This is a genomic window from Corynebacterium sp. HMSC076G08, from assembly GCF_001811515.1.
In the GTDB taxonomy this organism is placed as follows: Bacteria; Actinomycetota; Actinomycetes; order Mycobacteriales; family Mycobacteriaceae; genus Corynebacterium; species Corynebacterium hiratae.
In genome coordinates this window covers 405-17,057 of record NZ_KV805065.1, presented here as the reverse complement: position 1 = coordinate 17,057, position 16,653 = coordinate 405, and the positions used below count along the sequence as shown (strand labels likewise).

Sequence of the window (16,653 nt, the reverse complement as noted above, 5' to 3'; positions counted from 1 at the left end):
ATCGGTTTATCCACACGAAATGTCCCTTAAGCCGTTTCGGCTTCATGGAGGGCTCGAGGGTGGTACTCTCTCAAGTATCCAATATGTGAGAAAGGAATCCCACAAAATGAAACTTGCAGTGATTGGCGGCGACGGCATTGGCCCCGAGGTAACCGCGGAAGCGCTCAAGGTTCTGCGCGCGGTGCGCGAGGACATCGAGGTGACCGACTACGACCTGGGTGCTCGACGCTACCTGCGCAACGGAGAGCTGCTTACCGACGCCGACCTGGCCTCCCTGCGCGAGCACGACGCCATCCTGCTCGGTGCGATTGGCGCCCCCGGTGAGGTTCCGCCCGGCGTCTTGGAGCGCGGCCTGCTGCTGAAGATGCGTTTTGCGCTCGACCACCACGTTAACCTGCGCCCCTCCAAGTTGTACCCGACGTCTACCTCGCCGTTGGCGAACCCGGGCGATATCGACTTCGTCGTCGTGCGCGAGGGCACCGAAGGGCTGTACTGCGGTAACGGAGGAACTCTGCGCGAGGGCACGGAGCACGAGGTGGCCTCGGAGGTTTCCCAAAACACCCGCTACGGCGTTGAGCGCGTGGTGCGCGATGCCTTCCAACGCGCGATGTCCCGCCGCAAGCACGTCACGCTGGTGCACAAGACCAACGTTTTGGTCAATGCCGGTGGGCTGTGGCAGCGCACCGTGAACGAGGTGGCACAGGAGTTCCCGGAGGTCACCGTGGACTATAACCACATCGATGCCGCAACCATCTACATGGTCACCGATCCCGCGCGTTACGACGTCATCGTGACCGATAACCTCTTTGGTGACATCCTGACTGACCTGGCCGGTGCTGTTACCGGTGGCATCGGCTTGGCCGCCTCCGGAAACATTGACGCCTCCGGTGCGAATCCCTCCATGTTCGAGCCTGTCCACGGTTCTGCCCCGGACATTGCGGGCAAAGGGATTGCGGACCCGACCGCGGCGATCCTCTCGGCCGCGATGCTACTGCGCCACCTCGGCGACGAGGACAACGCTGTGCGCATCGAGGAGGCCGTTGCTGCCGACGTCTCCTCCCGCGGGGATGCGCAGCCGAAGACTACCGAAATTGGTGACCGAATCGCCTCCGCGCTGAGCGCCTAGCACTGTATGGTTGGCGCATGAGCGTCGAAATAGACGAGGTCACTAGTTTCCTCGCCCAGCACGAGCCTTTCTCCCGCCTGCCGGAGGAAGAGCTCACCGCGCTGTCTGCACAGCTGAGCATGATCTACCTGCGCCGCGGGGATGTCCCCGTCCGGCTCGGGGAGGAGAATGCTTTTCTCCACATCATCCGCACCGGGGCAATAGATGTTCTGGGAGAGGATGGCGTCCTCCTCGATCGGCGCGAACCCGGGCTGACCTTCGGCTATTCCACGCTGCAGGGTGAGCCGGTTTCCGTCTACGAGATGGTCGCGGTCGAAGACAGTCTGGTCTTCACCCTGCCGCAGCACGCTTTTAGCGAGTGCGCCCAACGCAACCCAGACATCGCACGGTTCTTTTCGGCCAAGTCGCGCCAGATCCGAGCAGCAGCCCGCGAGCTGTCCGATTCCGCACCGACGGATGTTCTCCGCACGCCGCTGCAGGACCTTATCCGCACCGACGTGCTCACCGCTCCGCCCACCACCACGATCGCGGAAGCCGCTGGCATGATGACTGACCGGAGTGTGTCCTCGCTCCTCGTCGTGGAGCCCGGGAACCAGAACGGCACCCGCCTTAAGGGCATCGTGACGGACCGCGATCTGCGTTCGCGCGTGCTCGCCGTTCACCGCGATCCTGGCCAGGCGGTGGGGGAGATCATGACGCCCAACCCGCTGACGGTATCTGCCGATGCCCCCGCCATGGAGGCGCTGCTGCACATGGCCGAGCGAGGTATCCACCACCTGCCGGTGGTCACCGAGGGCGCATTGCAGGGCATTGTCACGCAGTCGGACGTTACGCGCCTGCTCCATAACGATCCGCTCTACCTCACCGCGGATCTCTCACGGCGCAGCAGTGCCGCTGAGCTTCGTGGCGCTTTTCAGGAAGCCACGCGCCTGGCCGGGCGTTACGTGGAGCGTGGCTCCACCCCGGCGGAAGCCTCCAGCCTGGTCACGCTCGCCGCCGATGCAGTGGCCCGCCGACTATGCACGCTGGCCGAGGAGGAACTCGGACCTCCGCCGGTCGAGTATGCCTTCGTGGCCGTCGGTTCGCAGGGCCGCCGGGAAATGGCGCTCGCCTCGGATCAGGACAATGCTCTGGTTCTCGCTGATGACTACGATGCCGCGGTACACGGCGACTACTTCGCGCGGATGAGCTCCTTCGTCTGCCAGGGGCTTGCCGACGCCGGCCAAGTTCTCTGCCCCGGCAACATGATGGCGATGAACGAAGAATGGCGGATGACCCGGGCCCACTGGATCGATACCTTCCGTAGGTGGATCCGGGAGCCCCAACCGGAGGCTCTGCTCAACGCACAGATCTTCTTCGATTTCCGTGTCCTCTATGGCAGCGAGGAGCTGGGCCGGGAAGTTCACACTGCTGCCGTAGAAATGGGTAAGGGCGCAACTCGCTTGCACGCGCACCTGGCCAGCTTGGCAGCGCGCCGCGAGCCGCCGCTGACCTTCTTCAGAGGGCTGGTGGTGGAACGCGATGGCGACTACGCCAACACCCTCGACATTAAGAAGGGCGGGACCGCCGGAATCGTACAGATGGCCCGGCTCTTCGCCTTGGCTTCCGGCTCGACGGTGGTGGATACTCGCCAGCGTCTCAGAGAAGCTGCCGGTAATGCGGTGAGCCAACAGGGGGCGCAGGAGCTTCTCGACGCCTTCGACTACCTACGCTCCCTTTCCTTCCAACACCAAGCCCACCAGCTGCGCGAGGGCCAGCAGCCCAATTACAACATCGACCCCAAGAGCCTGGGGCGCATGGAACGCGAGCACCTGCGCGATGCCTTCCGGGCGATCAAGTCGATGCAGAATGCCCTCGCGACCAAATACCCGGTGAGGAATATCTAGATGTGGAATCGCTGGAGCCGCCGGGCGGACTGGGGCGCGCCCCCGCGCACTACACCCCTTGATGACGTGGGCTTGCTGGCCGTGGACATGGAGACGACCAGCCTTAACCCCCGCACGGGGAAGATCGTCTCTATTGGCTGGGTTCCGGTTAATGGCAGAACCATCGACTTATCCGGGGCTGGCTATATCGTGGTGCGCGGCGCGCAGGTGGCCGACGACGCGCATGTCCACCTGCTGACCCAAAACGTCATCGATGCCGGCGAGGAGCTGGAGAGCGCCATGGAGCAGTTGCGCCAGGCGGTGCAGGGACGCGCGTTGCTCGCACACTTCTCAGCGCTGGAGGTGGGATTCATTGAGGCGGCATCGCGCGCGGTGTTCGGAGAGCGCCCGCGGCTGAGCGTGGTGGATACCTTTGCGTTGGAGCGGCGCCACATGGAGCGCATGGGCACCTACCCGCGCGGCGAGGACCTACGCCTTCCCCGCGTCCGTGAGCGCTATGGTCTGCCGCGCTATGGCAGCCACAATGCGCTGAGTGACGCCTTGGCCTGCGCAGAGCTATACCTGGCGCAGCGGGGGAGCACGCGAGCGGTGACCCTGGGGGACGTCGTCCAGCGCTGAGATAGACATCGCTTTCTTTGCAACCTTTACTGCAGGCCCCTGATCGTGAGTTAAAAATCCTTGCGAGTAGTATGGCCGTTATGCGTTTAGGACGAATTGCTCACACCGAAGGTATCTGTTTCGCCATCATCGATGGCCCCGCCGACGCCCCGCTGGATCAGCTGGTGGCCAAGGAGATTTCCGGCACCCCGTTTACGCCGCCGGAGCCCACCGGCCGCGAGTGGCCGCTGAGTGAGGTGCGCTTGCTGGCGCCGACCCTGCCGACCAAGGTCGTAGCACTCGGCCGCAACTACGAAGATCACGTCGCGGAGGTCTTCAAGGAGTCTGCCGAGCACCTGCCGCCGACGATCTTCATCAAGCCTTCCACCGCGGTCATTGGCCCGGGTGCGCCCATCAAGATTCCGGAGTTCGCCACCAACGTGGAGTTCGAGGGTGAGCTCGCCGTCGTGATCTCCAAGGTCTCGAAGAATATCGACCCAGAGAAGTGGCGCGACCACGTCGTCGGCTACACCATTTGTAACGATGTTTCTTCGCGTGACCTGCAGTTCCAGGATGGCCAGTGGGCGCGCGCGAAGGGCATCGACACCTTCTGCCCGCTGGGCCCGTGGATTGAGACGGACCTGGACTGCATCAATCTCGATGACCAGAAGATCAACGCCTACCTCACGCACGATGGCAAGCGCGAGCAGAAGCAGGACTCCAACACCGACCAGATGATCGTGAAGATGGGCGATATTATCGCTGAGATCTCGCAGTCCTACACCCTGCTGCCGGGCGATGTCATCACCACCGGATCCCCGGCTGGCACGGCGCCGATGGTGCCGGGCGATACCATCGAAATTGAGATCCCCGGCGTAGGTAGCTTGAAGAACCCGATCGAGCGCGCTTAGGCGCTGCTCTAGAGGTTGAGCGCGCGGAGAATGGTGCGCAGCTTCGCTGTGGTTTCCTGAAGCTCGGCCGCTGGGTCGGAATCCACGACGATTCCACCGCCCGCCCAAGCGCGGGCGGACAGGCCATCGCCCGCGACCTCCGCGCAGCGGATGGCCACCATGTATTCGCCGTCGCCGGAATCATCGCACCAGCCAACTGCACCGGCGTAGAAGCCGCGGTCGGTCTCAGCAGTCTCGATGAGCGCCTGTGCAGCTTCGGTGGGGGTGCCGCAAATAGCTGGGGTGGGGTAAACCAACTCGGCCAGCTCCAGTGCCGTAATGCTGGAGTCCTTGAGGGTTCCCGCAATCGGGGTGCCCAGATGCCACATTTCATTGGTGGAGGTCAGCTGGGGCGAGGCGGGGGCGTCGAGAGTCGCGCACAGCGGCTGCAGGATGCGGCGGATGTGGTCGACCACGAAGGCATGCTCGCGCAAATCCTTCTCGGAATTGTGCAGGTCCTGACCTGCCATGATGTCGCGTGCTTTATCCGACTGCCGGGGCGCGGATCCGGCCAAGGGGAAGGCCGTGACTGTTGAACCCTGCTTCTTGATGAGCACCTCCGGGGAAGAGCCCACGAGCATCGCTCCGGGTCGCCCCGCCGGGGTGAGGTCGGCGATGAAACCATCGCGATGGGAGGATAGGTCGATCAGCCGTGCGGCGACGAGGAGCGGATCGACAGGGGCGTGGAACTCAATGTCAACGGCGCGGGCGAGGACTACCTTGTCCAACTTCGACGCCTCGATCGTGGCGATGGCTGCTTCAATGCGGCGAAGGTGTTCCTCCGGTTCCGGATCGAAACCGGTAACCCGCGCGTTGAGCGTGCCGCTGCGGTAATAGGCATGTGGCTCGAGCGGGCCGTCCTCGCGGATAATGCTGCGCGGGACTGTCAAGGCGGCCGGATCTCCCTTGTGGAAGGGAAGCGCGCCGACGATCATCGGGACCGCGCCGGCGCGCAGCTCGGTTACGGCGGCATCGACATCGCTGAAGGTCGCGGCCGAACCTTGGGTACGCACAGACCCCGTCGCGCGGGACAGGAGGAAGTCGGGGGCGGTGGAGGGTCTGTTTTCACACATAAGGAATAACTCTAGTTCCTTCTTTCCTTCTTACCGAAACCAGATCCACTCCTTATGCGGGGTGACCGCCCCTAGGGGACTAGTCGCGGTTGCGCGGGCGGAAGAACTGCACAGCGATGAACAGCCCGATACCGAGGAGAAGCGCAAGGGAACCCATGCCCGCAAGGAAGCCCGCCCAGAAGCCGGCCATCGGTGCGCCATAGCTCATAGCCTGGATGTTTGCGCTTCCAGCTTGCTGTTCCTCCGTGCTTGGGGCGGGGCGCTGCGCCGCGGCGGTATGCTTGGTGCTTCGTTCCTTCTTGGGCGCCGCGGTATTCCCGGACTCTTTCGCGCGAGTAGCAGAGCGCCCGTTCGAGGTGTTCCGATGTGTGGAATCTCTCTGTTGTTCCACAGTGTGGGATGATCCGTTCTGTGGGGCGCGCTGGCCCTGCGTCTCAGGACGTTGGCTTCTTTCAGAAGCATCTGCGGCCGGCTTTTTTTCGGTGCTTCGCGCGGAGCGCTCAGACTGCTTCGAGTCTTTGGCGTCTCTGGACGTGGAGGGCTGCGCGCCGTTGAGGACGGCCTCGGCCTCCTTGAAGGTTTTATCCATCGTCTTGTCTAACTGAGCGATGGACTTAGAGGTGTCGTTGATCTCCTTGGCCAACTGCTGCGGGCGGTTCTTCGCGCTGCCAGAACCAGAGCCCTGCCCAGCGCCGGCACTGGCACCCCAATCCAGTTGACACACCTCGTCGGGCTCCGCTTCACCTACGAGGAATGGAACGTCGATGGAATGCTCCGAGCCGTCGTTGAGCGTAAACGTGAAGGTTGCGGCATAGGCGCCTGGCTCGGTGAAAATGATCCCGGTGTGGCTGTGGAAGTGATCGGGGTAGTTCCAGGTGATGTCTGGGTCTTCCGAATCAAAGAGGACGGTGGGCGCTGCACCCAGGGAGTTTTGGAATCCCACCATACGTCCGCCTTCCGGTGCGCTGTGCAACGTTAGCGACAGGGTAGCGCCCTCGGCCGTTGCCGGCTCGAGGTAGCTGGTGTTGAAACCAAGCCAGGGGATTGCCGGGTCTTGGGTTTGGGGGATCTGCCAACCACTCGACGGGATATCGCTTCCGGCTGACTCATCGAAGGCGGCATTGCTGCCGACCTCCACGTAGAATTCGCCGGAGTCGTAGTCCTTGCCGGACTCATCGTCGCGGGCGATGAAGGAGATGTTGCCAGAGTCTCCCACCAGCGCGAGGTCTTGGTGCCCGCGGCTAAAGGAATGCAGGGAGCTGGCATCGCAGGAGGACTCGCCTGCGCGCTCCGCGGCAACAGCGGGCGCTGCAGAAGCAATCATCGTCGGCGAGCTCAGGGCGATAGCGGCGGCAGCGGTCAAGGTTAGGGGACGGATGTTCATGCGGACAGGGACTCCTTTGAATCAGATGGGTGCGGGGAGGACGCCGTGGCACGACGAGAATGCAGAAGAGGGGACAGCGCCCACGCCGCGAGGAAGCAAGCAGTAAGCAGCAGCACGATGGTCGCCCCAGCGGGAAGATCGATGGCCCACGCCAGATAGATGCCGAAGAAGCTGCCGAGCGAACCGATGGCCGCGGAGGCGACCATCATCGACCCCAGCGAGTCACAGAGCAGCCGCGCCGTGGCCGCCGGGGTAATGAGCAGGGCGAGCACGAGGACGTTGCCGATGGTGCCCACAGAGATGACCACCGCGCCGGTCACGCAGAGGTAGAGCACGATGTCCAGAGCAAAGACGGGCAGCCCCATCGCGCGGGCAGTCTCTTTGTCCAGGCATGTAGCGGTGAGCTGGGGACCGAGCAGGATCACCGCCCCAACGATGAGCACCGTGACGGTGAACGCCGTGTAGAGATCCGCACGGGAGACACCCGTCAGCGATCCGAAGAGGAAGCTCGTGAGCGAGGCCGTATAGCCCTCCACCCGGGAGATAATGACCATGCCAAGCGCAAAGGATGCGGCGAAGAAGATACCGATGACCGAGTCCTCGCGGACCGTGCGGCGCTGGGAGAAGCACGCGATGAGCACGGCGACGGTGCAGCCCGCCACGGCGCCGCCGAGCAGCACGGAGCCCTGGAGCACGAAAGCGATAGCCAGCCCAGGGAACACCGCGTGGGAGACAGCATCGCCGATAAAGGCCATGCCGCGCAGCACGACGTAGCACCCCACCACCCCGCACACGATTGCAGCGAGGATGGAGATGCCGACCGCGCGGGCCAAAAAGTCCAGGTGCGGGTTGGCCAGGTCCTGGAAGAACTCAACAAGCGAAATGTCGATCATGCCGCCACCCCAATCGCAGAGAGCAGCGGTGAGGAGGCCGATACCCCGAAGGTTTCGCTCCACGGCTGCGGGGTCAGGCGCAGATCCTCAGCGGGCCCGTCCGCGACGATCCCCCGGTTAAAGAGCACCAGGCGCGAACACGAGTGCGCGGCCTCGGAGAGATTGTGCGTGGACATGACCACGCTGCTTCCCTGGTCGGTAAGTTTCTGGAAAAGAGTCAGTAGCTCCTCGGTGTTGGGAGCGTCGAGTCCGGTGAAGGGTTCGTCGAGAAGCAGCACCTCGGGCTCGCAGGCCAGAGCGCGGGCGATGAGGACGCGCTGGCGTTGGCCGCCGGACAGCTGCGCGATGGGTCGCTGGGCGAACTCTTCCAAATTGGTCAACTCGATGGCGCGGCGGGCAGCCTCCTTGTCAGCCCGGCCCGGCCGCCGGAACCAGCCCACCATTCCCGTGCGCCCGCTGAGCACCGCCTTGGCCACGCTGATGGGGAAGTCCCACTCCACGTCGTGACGCTGCGGGACGTATCCCAACGAGGTGGTGACGTCGATGGTGCCGGTGAAGGGGACCAGCCCCAGGACGGCGCGCATCAGCGTGGTCTTACCGGCTCCGTTCGGCCCGAGAAGCCCAATAAACTCGCCGGGGTTGACGTCGAAGCATGCGCCGTCGATGACCTGGCGGCCAGAAAGCGATACTGCCAGGTCGTTGATTGAGATGAAGGGATTAGCCACGGCGCCCGCCTTTCGCGCGTAGCACCGCAAACACAGCCCCGACGAGGACGAGTAGGCCCGCACCGGCGAGTGCCCAGACCCACACCGGCACCGCGGCGCCCGCCGAGGCATCCGAGGACACGGCGCTCGGATCCCACTGCGCGGCGTGCGCCTGCGCGACGTCGGTGCCTGCACCGACAGCAAAGGTCAACGTGGCCTCGGCAGCGACATCGCTCCCGGCGCTCTCGCCCGCGCCTTGCCCGCTCATGCGCACCCGAACCTGGTGGATGCCGGGTTCGCTAAATACCCAGTTAGCGTGCGTGTGCGTGCCCAGGTCCACCCAGAAACCGTCCGTGGCCCCGGTCGCGGTGGACCACAGCAGCTGCGGTTCTTCGAAGCCACCGTTTTGCAGGAACAGCGAGAACTCGCCCGGCCCTTGGTGGCCCAAGAACTCCATGGAGAGGCCGCGGTCAACGTTGTCCGTTAGCGAGGGCGCCTGGGTATTCCAGCCCAGCCACGGCACGTCGGCTTGCTCTGTTTGGGGAACGACCCACACCTGCGATCCGGGCTCGGCGCCGACAAAGGAAAAGGCTTTGTCCTCCGGAAGGGTGAGTTGGGCATTGTCGCCGACGTCGAAGACTACGTCAGCAGGATCACGCCACACCGGCGTGGCCGCTGAATCGTCGCGGGCGAGGAACTGGGCCTGCCCGTCGACAAGCAACAGCCCGAGGTCCACGTGACCGTGGTCGATGGTGGCCTCTGTTCCAGGTGTGGCGACCTCTTCATCGGCGCTCACGACCTGGGCCAGATCACCGGCCCACGCGGTCACCGGTGCGAAAGCCAGCGCCGCAGCGGTCAGTGTTGCCGCCAGGGACGTGCCTAGTGTGTGGATGGTGCGATTAGACATGAGTTTCCTTCGTGGTGCTGCCTAAGCAGCGGTTGAGTGAGTGTGCGTTGAATCGCAACAGGTCGAGATACGTGGGGACGGTGTCATCGAGAGTGTCGCCGTAGATGGGGCAGACCGCGATCCCAAGGGATTCGGCAGCCTCACGGATGACATCGGCGCTGGCCTGTTGAGTAGGTTCGACGAAGACCGCGGGCAGGCGGAGATTCTCCAACGTGCGGCGCAGGGCGATGACGTCCCGCGGTGAAGGCTCGATGGCCGGGTTGGGAGTGACGAATCCCGCAATATCAAGGCCATAACCTTGTTCCAGGTAGGCATAGCCGTGATGAGGTGTGACCAAGTGCCGGTTGCGCTCCGGGATGTCTTCGATGAGCCGCCGCACCTCCGCGTCCGCGTCGTGCAACTGCTCGATGTAGTCCTGAGCGCGCTCCCGATAGTCCGCGCCGTGGGACGGATCCGCCACGGCCAGCTGCTCGGCGATGACCTCGGCATAGCTGATGCCGTTGGCCGCGTTGTGCCACAGGTGCGGGTCAACCTCACCGTGGATGTGCTTGCCCAGGACCGCCTGCGGCAGCAGGTAGGTCTCGTCACCTGGGCGCCCTAGGAAGCGGTACGCAGGATCCGGCGGAATCTGCTGCAGGGTGGAGTTGGGAATGCTCAACGCCGTGGTGCGCGGGTCGAAACCTTCGCCTTGATCCTCCAAATCGAGCTCGCCCGTGGACAAGTCCGCGGTGATATCTACGTGTCCCGAATCCAGGGAGGTCATTCCATCAGGTGGCTGTACGCCCACGGCCACCGTGAATTCCTGCGGGGAGCTATCCGTTGCGCCAAAAGTGAGACGGTATATGCCCGGCTTGGTGAAGGCCCACGAGACGTGCGTGTGGGCGTTGGCCGGCAGCGTCGTGGAATCGTCGCGTTCGTCCAGACCATCAGCCGTGTTAAAGAGTGCTTCGGGCGTACCAAACGTGGATACGACGTAAGCCGCAACATCGCCTGGCCCCTCGGCATCGAGCAGGCTCATAGTTACGCTCGTTGTACCCGGCGAGGCATTGCGCACGCGCAGCCCCAGCCACACGGCATCGAGAGCAACGTTTTCCACCAACGGCACGAGACGAGCCCCGCGCGTGGACGCTTGGTCCGCTACCTCGGTGACCGGAACATCCGATGATTCCCGCAGCGTCTTCAGCAGGTTCTGCGGCTCGAGGAGAAACCCATTGGCCAGCAGCACATCCGCGTTGGCGACATCCCGCACCGAGCGCAAGCTCGGCTCAAAGGTGTGTGGGTCCTTGCCCGCGGGAATCAACGTGGTCACCGCGGCGTCGTCCCCGGCCACGTGCTTGGCGACGTCCCCCAGAATCGGCGTCGTCGCCACCACCTTGAGCTTCGCATCGTCCCCATTGGCGGTGCTCGCGCAACCACTGAGCGTGGACGCGCCAATAAGCACCGCCGAGAGTAGCGCGATGGGGTGCGTCCGGGTGCGTACTCCGTGCGGCATTAGTCGCGGCCCTTAATGAGTGCGAGACGTGCTAGCGCCAAGCCAAGCACGAGCATGCCAAGGCCCAAGATTCCGATGCCCCACGGCAGTAGGTTTTGCCCGCTGTCGTAATAGCCGGCGGCAGCGACCGTGTCCACGTTCTCCGCGGCTGGCGTGGTTTTGTCGGCTACGCGGGCAGGCTTGCGCTCCTTCCTTTCCTTGCGCTCTGAGCGGTCTTTTCGATTCTTGTCCTGTGCCTGTTGTTCTGCGGCCTTGGTTCCCGCAGCCGACGCCGCACCGCGGGTAGCGCCTCCGGAGCTTCCGCCCCCAGAGCGTGAGCCCGAGTTAGAAGAAGCAGGTTCGTCGGAAGAGGCCTCTCCCAGGGTGACGTCGTCGAGCTCAGCAGAGCTCTCAGCACCGTGGTCCGTATCCGTTTCTTCTTCCCGGGGCGTGGCTTCTGCATCACCGACGTCCCAGGTATAGGTGACCTGGTTACTCGTGTCCCCATTGGATTCTGCCTGCACCGTCATGGTGTAGATACCGGGTTCGCTAAAAGCCCAGTTGACGTGTCGGTGTGCCGGGTAGGCCTGGTTGATGACGTCCCCGGACACCAGGTCCAGCGCGCCGGCGTCGGTGACAGGCTGGATATCGCCGAAGCCTGCCGTTTCGAACACGAAGATATCACCGGGGCCGGTGACCTCGACGAACTCGAAGTTGATGTCGGTGTAGCCAGCCGATTGTGCAGACTGGGTATCCCATCCCGGCCAGAGCAGCGAACTGTCCTGGGTCTGGGGGAGGTAATACGTCGGTGCGCCAATCCCATCGATGCCCTCGGTGGCCTCGCTCCAGGCTTCCTCGGCCACTTTGAGGGTGACATCGTTGCCTGGGCGTACGACACCGCTACCTGTGATGTCTTCCTTCATTGACAAAGTGAGCTCTCCGCCGGGTGCGGAGACATAGAAGGCATCAACGTGCCCGGTGTCGAAAACCTCGCCATCGGCGCGGGCCGGGGCCGGGTGGCCCGTGAAGACGACTGCCAGCGCCACGGCGATGGCGCAGAGGGCAGCAGTGACTCTGTGCAGTTCTGTGGTGCGGTGCACGCGGTGTCCTTTCTAGCGATGAAGCAGGCCGTTGAGGCGAGACTCAATCTGGCCGCGGTGGTTGTTGTAGAAGTTGAGGAAACCTTGGAACACGATGGCCAAGACAACGGGAAGCACGAGGCCCCACAAACCCTCGAGTTTGGGCATAGAGGACTTCATGTCCTTCTCGCCGCTGGATTTGTTGTCGTTCGGCTTGGTGCTGCCGGGCTTGTCGTTGCCCTCGCCCTTGTTTCCGCCCTTGTTTCCGCCCTCGTTTCCGTCCTTCGCGCTCACGCAGTCCTTGATCGCGGCGTCGCCGGCGGCCACGGTGAGCGTCTGCGGTTCAGAGGCAATCTCCTTGCCGTCTGTAGTGGTAGCCGAGTAGCTGACCTCGAGCTTGTACATGCCCGGCTTCGTAAACGCCCAGTTGGTGTGGGTGTGGGAGGCGAAGGTGGTCTCAATGGAGTAGTCACCTTCGGCGGAGTTGATCAAGGGAGTAAAGCCCTTGCCCAACCCTTCGGTGGTGAATAGGCCCACCTGTGCGCCGTCGGGCATCTCAACGGGCTTGATGTTGAGGGTGACCGTGCCGTCTTTGTAGTCCTGGTAGTCAAGCGCCTGGGTGTTATAACCCGGCCAGATGATGCTCTGCTCTTGGGTTTGGGGGAGCAGGAAGAACTTATCCTCGCCCAGGTAGTCGAAGTCTTTGCCCTTGAGCGCCTCCGGGCGGGGGCGCAGGGCATTGTTGTGGATGGCGAGGACAACGTCATCAAGCGGGCGCTCGACAGTCTTCTTGTCTACGATGGCCGTCTCATCCTTGAGGCGGGTGCGGAACTTATCGCCGTCACGAGTGACAGCGATATCGACGTGGCCATGGTCGAGCACCGCCTTGTCAACGCACGTACCGGTGTACTTTCCTGCCTCTGGCTTGGTGTTGTTGTCCGGGCTGGTGGAAGGGGCCTTGGAGGTTGTGCCGAGTGCGCCGCGGCCCTCGTATTTCTGCCCAAAGGAGAAGTTCTCGGTGAGCGTGATGCTTCCGGAATCTTGCTTGATGCTCGGGTGCGGGAGGATATCCAGGCGCACGGTATTGCCGTTGAAGCTTGCGTCTGCGCCGACCACAAACTCCGCGCGGCCGTTGCTGATGACCCCGTCGAATTCCACGTCGGGAAGCTCGCTGCCCTTGCTGAAGAAGCCACCATGGACGTAGCCTTCGAGCTTCTTATCGGCGGCCTCAACGATGATGCGTGTTGCGTCCTCGCCCTCCGGAATGGCCCGCGCGGACAGCTCCGGGTTAGATACCGAAACCTCTTGATCGGAGGAGAGCTGGCGGGGGTTGGTGGTCTCTGCCCAGGACTCCGCAGACTTCTTCGAGGTGGTGGAAAGCTCGGCGTTCTCTGAGTAGGCGAGCTCCTCGGAGATCCAGCGCGGGCTGCCGTCCTCCGGGGTGTAGACAGCCTGGATCGTGGAGGACTCTGGGCCTAGGAACTCATCGAAGTGTGCTTGACCGTCTTTCACGGGCAGATCGGTGAGGAAGTAGCCGTCGATCAGCAGCGTGAGCGTGCCGTTGCTGCCGCCGGTGAAGTCGATGGAGGAGAGGCGCTCATCCCCATCCTTGTCTCCGGACTTTTTCGGAGCGATGGTCAACCGGTAGTCCTGTGCGCTGGCATCTCCCGCGGTGGCCTTGTCGAACCGCTCCTTGAGTGACGGTGTTGGATCGGCGGCCGGACGCTGACCGCCCACCTGGATGGAGGTGGTGGTCGGTGCGGAAGCGATGAGCTTGCCGTCCTTGTCGCGCGCGGTGGTGCGGTAGGTCAGCTGGTAGCGCCCAGGCTTGGTGAAGACGGTGTAGTTGTGGGTGTGCGTGCCGCTCGTCAGCCAGGCAGAATGCGGGGCACCTTCGGTGGTTCCGAAGAAGCGCTGCAGGCCGCCGGGGCCGGGGTAGTAGCCAAACATCTCTACCTCGCCGGGGCCATCGACGCTTAAGAGGTCGAGAGAAGCGATGTTGTCGCGGAAGTCATCGACAGGCAGCTCGGTGTCCGCACCGAAGCCCATCCATACCGGGTCCAGGCTGCCCTGTACGCGGGCAGGTGCCATGTAGTAGGTCGTGCCAGCCTTTCCGAGGAAGGAAAGTGCCGGGTCCTCGGGGACTGTGAACTGGTATTGGTTGCTTCCGTTCTGGTCCCAGCCTTTGCCCACCCAGGTGACCGTGTCGGCAAGGTCGTGGTTGCTTTCTGCGGAATGGCTCTTGAGGGTGAGAGAATTACCCTCCCAAAATGCCTTGGGGGAGTCGATGTGCGTTTGGGTGGCCACGTGCTTGCCGTCGTCGGGGCCGGCAACGGCGGTGGCGGGAGAGGCGAGGAGTGCGGCGCACGTAAGCAGAGCCGCGTAGCGGGTACGAACCACGATGGGAGACCTTTCTTCAGTTCTTGAACGAGAATTCACTATAGGTAATGGAAACCAGTACCGTTAAGTATGAGGAAAAGGTGCTGCTCAGCCTTAGTGGAAACGGAGTTCAACTACCCCCAAGTGGGGCGGGCGGTGCGGCGATGCGGCGCTGAACTACGATGGTGGGCATGACTGAAAAAACATCCGACGTCCGCGTCCGTTTTTGCCCTTCACCCACCGGCACGCCCCACGTGGGCATGGTCCGCACGGCTCTGTTCAACTGGGCTTATGCCCGCCACACTGGCGGTACGCTGATCTTCCGCATCGAGGACACCGATGCTGCCCGTGACTCCGAGGAGTCCTACCAGGCCATCATCGACTCCCTGAACTGGCTTGGCCTCGGCTGGGATGAAGGAGTCAACGTCGGCGGCCCGGACGAGCCTTACCGCCAGTCGCAGCGCATGGACATCTACGCCGACGTCCTGCAGAAGCTGAAGGATGGCGGCTACGTCTATCCGGCCTACTCCACCAACGAAGAGGTGCAGGAGCGCCACAAGGCAGCCGGCCGCGACCCGCAGCTGGGCTACGACAACTTCGACCGCGACCTCACCCAGGAGCAGATCGACGCTTTCGAGGCGGAGGGCCGCAAGCCGGTCTGGCGCCTGCGCATGCCGGACAAGGATTGGTCCTGGACCGACCTGGTGCGCGGTGAGATGACCTTCAAGTCGGAGACCCAGCCGGACTACGTCGTGGCGCGCTCGAACGGTGCGCCGCTCTACACCCTGGTTAACCCGGTCGACGATGCGCTTATGGGAGTTACCCACGTTTTGCGCGGAGAGGACCTCCTGTCTTCCACGCCGCGCCAGCTCGCCCTCTACGAGGCGCTCGTGGAGCTCGGCATTGCCAAGAAGACGCCTGAGTTTGGCCACCTGCCCTTCGTGATGGGTGAGGGGAACAAGAAGCTGTCCAAGCGTGACCCGCAGTCCAACCTGTTCAATCACCGCGACAACGGCATCATCCCGGAGGGCATGCTCAACTACCTGTCGCTCTTGGGCTGGTCCCTGTCTGCGGACCAGGACATCTTCTCCGTCGACGAGCTCATCGCCAGCTTCGACGTCCACGACGTGTTGGGTAACCCGGCTCGCTTCGATCAGAAGAAGCTCGAGGCCATCAATGCGGATCACATTCGCTTGCTGGAGCCGGCAGACTTTGCGCAGCGCCTGCGCGACTATCTCACCGAGTACACCGACTTCCCGGCGGACTATCCGGAGGAGAAGTTCGCTTTCGCCGCAGATCTGGTGCAAACCCGCATCAAGACGCTGTCCGACGCCTATGGCCTCATGTCCTTCCTCACCACGCCGGACGCCGAACTGGAGCTGGATGAGAAGGCGGCCCGGAAGAACCTCAAGGAGGATGCGGTGCAGCCGCTGGAGGTTTCCATTGCCAAGCTGGAGGAGCTCGGAGAGTGGAAGACGGAGGAGATTGAGAAGGTTCTCTCCGCCGCGCTTATCGACGACCTCGGCCTCAAGCCCCGCAAGGCCTACGGTGCCCTGCGTGTAGCTATCTCGGGCCAGCAGGTCTCCCCGCCGCTGTTTGAGTCCATGGAGCTGCTGGGCAAGGAGTCCACGCTGGCTCGCCTTAAGGCTGCTCAGGCGCTCACGCCGTGGAGCGCTGAGTAGTCCTCCTGGGCAGTCTCACAGAGCTGTAATTTCGGGGCGTTAGGTGTCACTCCTAACGCCCCGAAAATGCTTTCTGGCCTGGCGATTTGTGTGTATCGGTAGTGCTGGATATAGTTATAAACCGTTGCAGCGAGCAGCGAGGGGTTAAAGCCCTGAGCTAGTTCGAAGCGATAATGGCCTATGGTGTAATTGGCAACACAACGGTTTCTGGTACCGTCATTCTAGGTTCGAGTCCTGGTAGGCCAGCAGTGATAGCGATTTAACGCAGTAACTCGCGTCAAATTAAGTTGTCACAGTTCTAAGCCCCGTTCGTCTAGCGGCCTAGGACGCCGGCCTCTCACGCCGGTAACACGGGTTCAAATCCCGTACGGGGTACCATTGTGTTCTTACACATACGAATTAGTGATTTAACAGAGGTAGCCAGGTCTTCGGACCTGGCTTTTGTGTTTCTGGGGGCAAATCCAGCTTTGGCTGTTTCAAGTCTTTCGGGCCTAAACGACAAAACGTGTTGTTTTCCGGCGT

General features: G+C 63.0%; 13 protein-coding genes and 2 tRNA genes. 7 read left to right on the top strand and 8 right to left on the bottom strand.

Annotation, left to right across the window (positions count from 1 at the left end):
• Window positions 1-106: 106 nt before the first annotated feature.
• The 4 genes from HMPREF2806_RS09480 to HMPREF2806_RS09465 all read left to right on the top strand — a co-directional run bounded on the left by HMPREF2806_RS09480 (window position 107) and on the right by HMPREF2806_RS09465 (window position 4,520).
• The gene (locus tag HMPREF2806_RS09480) at window positions 107-1,126 is read left to right on the top strand and encodes a 3-isopropylmalate dehydrogenase (protein WP_070517515.1); all 1,020 of its coding nucleotides are present in this window, start codon (window positions 107-109) and stop codon (window positions 1,124-1,126) included.
• 17 nt (window positions 1,127-1,143) lie between these two features.
• Entirely contained in the window at window positions 1,144-3,012 is a 1,869-nt protein-coding gene (locus HMPREF2806_RS09475; RefSeq protein ID WP_070517513.1) for a DUF294 nucleotidyltransferase-like domain-containing protein, read from the top strand.
• Window positions 3,013-3,630: an exonuclease domain-containing protein gene (locus HMPREF2806_RS09470; protein ID WP_070517511.1), complete on the top strand. Its 618-nt coding sequence runs from the start codon at window positions 3,013-3,015 to the stop codon at window positions 3,628-3,630.
• An 80-nt stretch (window positions 3,631-3,710) separates the two neighbouring features.
• Window positions 3,711-4,520: a fumarylacetoacetate hydrolase family protein gene (locus HMPREF2806_RS09465; RefSeq protein WP_198531337.1), complete on the top strand. Its 810-nt coding sequence runs from the start codon at window positions 3,711-3,713 to the stop codon at window positions 4,518-4,520.
• Between the two features lie 8 nt (window positions 4,521-4,528).
• On the opposite strand, the gene HMPREF2806_RS09460 is transcribed toward HMPREF2806_RS09465, so the two are convergent.
• The 8 genes from HMPREF2806_RS09460 to HMPREF2806_RS09425 form a co-directional block, all read right to left on the bottom strand.
• Window positions 4,529-5,632, bottom strand: a complete 1,104-nt coding sequence (locus HMPREF2806_RS09460; protein WP_070517508.1) for an isochorismate synthase — start codon at window positions 5,630-5,632, stop codon at window positions 4,529-4,531.
• Between the two features lie 79 nt (window positions 5,633-5,711).
• Window positions 5,712-7,016: a choice-of-anchor M domain-containing protein gene (locus HMPREF2806_RS09455; RefSeq protein WP_070517506.1), complete on the bottom strand. Its 1,305-nt coding sequence runs from the start codon at window positions 7,014-7,016 to the stop codon at window positions 5,712-5,714.
• On the bottom strand, window positions 7,013-7,909 hold the full coding sequence (locus tag HMPREF2806_RS09450) for an anchored repeat-type ABC transporter permease subunit (RefSeq protein WP_070517505.1): 897 nt from the start codon (window positions 7,907-7,909) through the stop codon (window positions 7,013-7,015). The genes HMPREF2806_RS09455 and HMPREF2806_RS09450 overlap by 4 nt, the downstream gene beginning before the upstream one ends.
• Window positions 7,906-8,634, bottom strand: coding sequence for an anchored repeat-type ABC transporter ATP-binding subunit (locus HMPREF2806_RS09445; RefSeq protein ID WP_046648114.1), 729 nt, complete (start codon window positions 8,632-8,634; stop codon window positions 7,906-7,908). The genes HMPREF2806_RS09450 and HMPREF2806_RS09445 overlap by 4 nt, the downstream gene beginning before the upstream one ends.
• Complete coding sequence (locus HMPREF2806_RS09440) at window positions 8,627-9,520, bottom strand: choice-of-anchor M domain-containing protein (RefSeq protein ID WP_070517503.1); 894 nt, start codon at window positions 9,518-9,520, stop codon at window positions 8,627-8,629. The genes HMPREF2806_RS09445 and HMPREF2806_RS09440 overlap by 8 nt, the downstream gene beginning before the upstream one ends.
• Window positions 9,513-11,012: an anchored repeat ABC transporter, substrate-binding protein gene (locus HMPREF2806_RS09435; RefSeq protein ID WP_070517502.1), complete on the bottom strand. Its 1,500-nt coding sequence runs from the start codon at window positions 11,010-11,012 to the stop codon at window positions 9,513-9,515. The genes HMPREF2806_RS09440 and HMPREF2806_RS09435 overlap by 8 nt, the downstream gene beginning before the upstream one ends.
• Window positions 11,012-12,091 carry a choice-of-anchor M domain-containing protein gene (locus HMPREF2806_RS09430; RefSeq protein ID WP_070517500.1) on the bottom strand — a complete coding sequence of 360 codons (1,080 nt, stop codon included), beginning with the start codon at window positions 12,089-12,091 and terminating at the stop codon, window positions 11,012-11,014. The genes HMPREF2806_RS09435 and HMPREF2806_RS09430 overlap by 1 nt, the downstream gene beginning before the upstream one ends.
• Before the next feature lie 12 nt (window positions 12,092-12,103).
• Window positions 12,104-14,470 carry a choice-of-anchor M domain-containing protein gene (locus HMPREF2806_RS09425; protein WP_070517498.1) on the bottom strand — a complete coding sequence of 789 codons (2,367 nt, stop codon included), beginning with the start codon at window positions 14,468-14,470 and terminating at the stop codon, window positions 12,104-12,106.
• Window positions 14,471-14,631: 161 nt separating this feature from the next.
• Here HMPREF2806_RS09425 and gltX point away from each other — a divergent pair, with 161 nt between their 5' ends.
• From gltX to HMPREF2806_RS09410, 3 genes are all read left to right on the top strand, one after another.
• Complete coding sequence (gltX, locus tag HMPREF2806_RS09420) at window positions 14,632-16,131, top strand: glutamate--tRNA ligase (protein ID WP_070517497.1); 1,500 nt, start codon at window positions 14,632-14,634, stop codon at window positions 16,129-16,131.
• A 174-nt stretch (window positions 16,132-16,305) separates the two neighbouring features.
• Window positions 16,306-16,377 (top strand) — tRNA-Gln (locus HMPREF2806_RS09415).
• A 56-nt stretch (window positions 16,378-16,433) separates the two neighbouring features.
• Window positions 16,434-16,509 (top strand) — tRNA-Glu (locus tag HMPREF2806_RS09410).
• The last annotated feature ends 144 nt before the right edge of the window (window positions 16,510-16,653 follow it).

What these genes read in the sequence shown, in the direction of transcription:
- HMPREF2806_RS09470 (WP_070517511.1), top strand. Translation starts at nt 3,013, where the DNA reads ATGTGGAATCGCTGGAGCCGCCGGGCGGACTGGGGCGCGCCCCCGCGC.
- HMPREF2806_RS09480 (WP_070517515.1), top strand. Translation starts at nt 107, where the DNA reads ATGAAACTTGCAGTGATTGGCGGCGACGGCATTGGCCCCGAGGTAACC.
- HMPREF2806_RS09450 (WP_070517505.1), bottom strand. Translation starts at nt 7,909, where the DNA reads ATGATCGACATTTCGCTTGTTGAGTTCTTCCAGGACCTGGCCAACCCG.
- HMPREF2806_RS09435 (WP_070517502.1), bottom strand. Translation starts at nt 11,012, where the DNA reads ATGCCGCACGGAGTACGCACCCGGACGCACCCCATCGCGCTACTCTCG.
- HMPREF2806_RS09475 (WP_070517513.1), top strand. Translation starts at nt 1,144, where the DNA reads ATGAGCGTCGAAATAGACGAGGTCACTAGTTTCCTCGCCCAGCACGAG.
- HMPREF2806_RS09465 (WP_198531337.1), top strand. Translation starts at nt 3,711, where the DNA reads ATGCGTTTAGGACGAATTGCTCACACCGAAGGTATCTGTTTCGCCATC.
- HMPREF2806_RS09460 (WP_070517508.1), bottom strand. Translation starts at nt 5,632, where the DNA reads ATGTGTGAAAACAGACCCTCCACCGCCCCCGACTTCCTCCTGTCCCGC.
- HMPREF2806_RS09455 (WP_070517506.1), bottom strand. Translation starts at nt 7,016, where the DNA reads ATGAACATCCGTCCCCTAACCTTGACCGCTGCCGCCGCTATCGCCCTG.
- HMPREF2806_RS09440 (WP_070517503.1), bottom strand. Translation starts at nt 9,520, where the DNA reads ATGTCTAATCGCACCATCCACACACTAGGCACGTCCCTGGCGGCAACA.
- gltX (WP_070517497.1), top strand. Translation starts at nt 14,632, where the DNA reads ATGGTGGGCATGACTGAAAAAACATCCGACGTCCGCGTCCGTTTTTGC.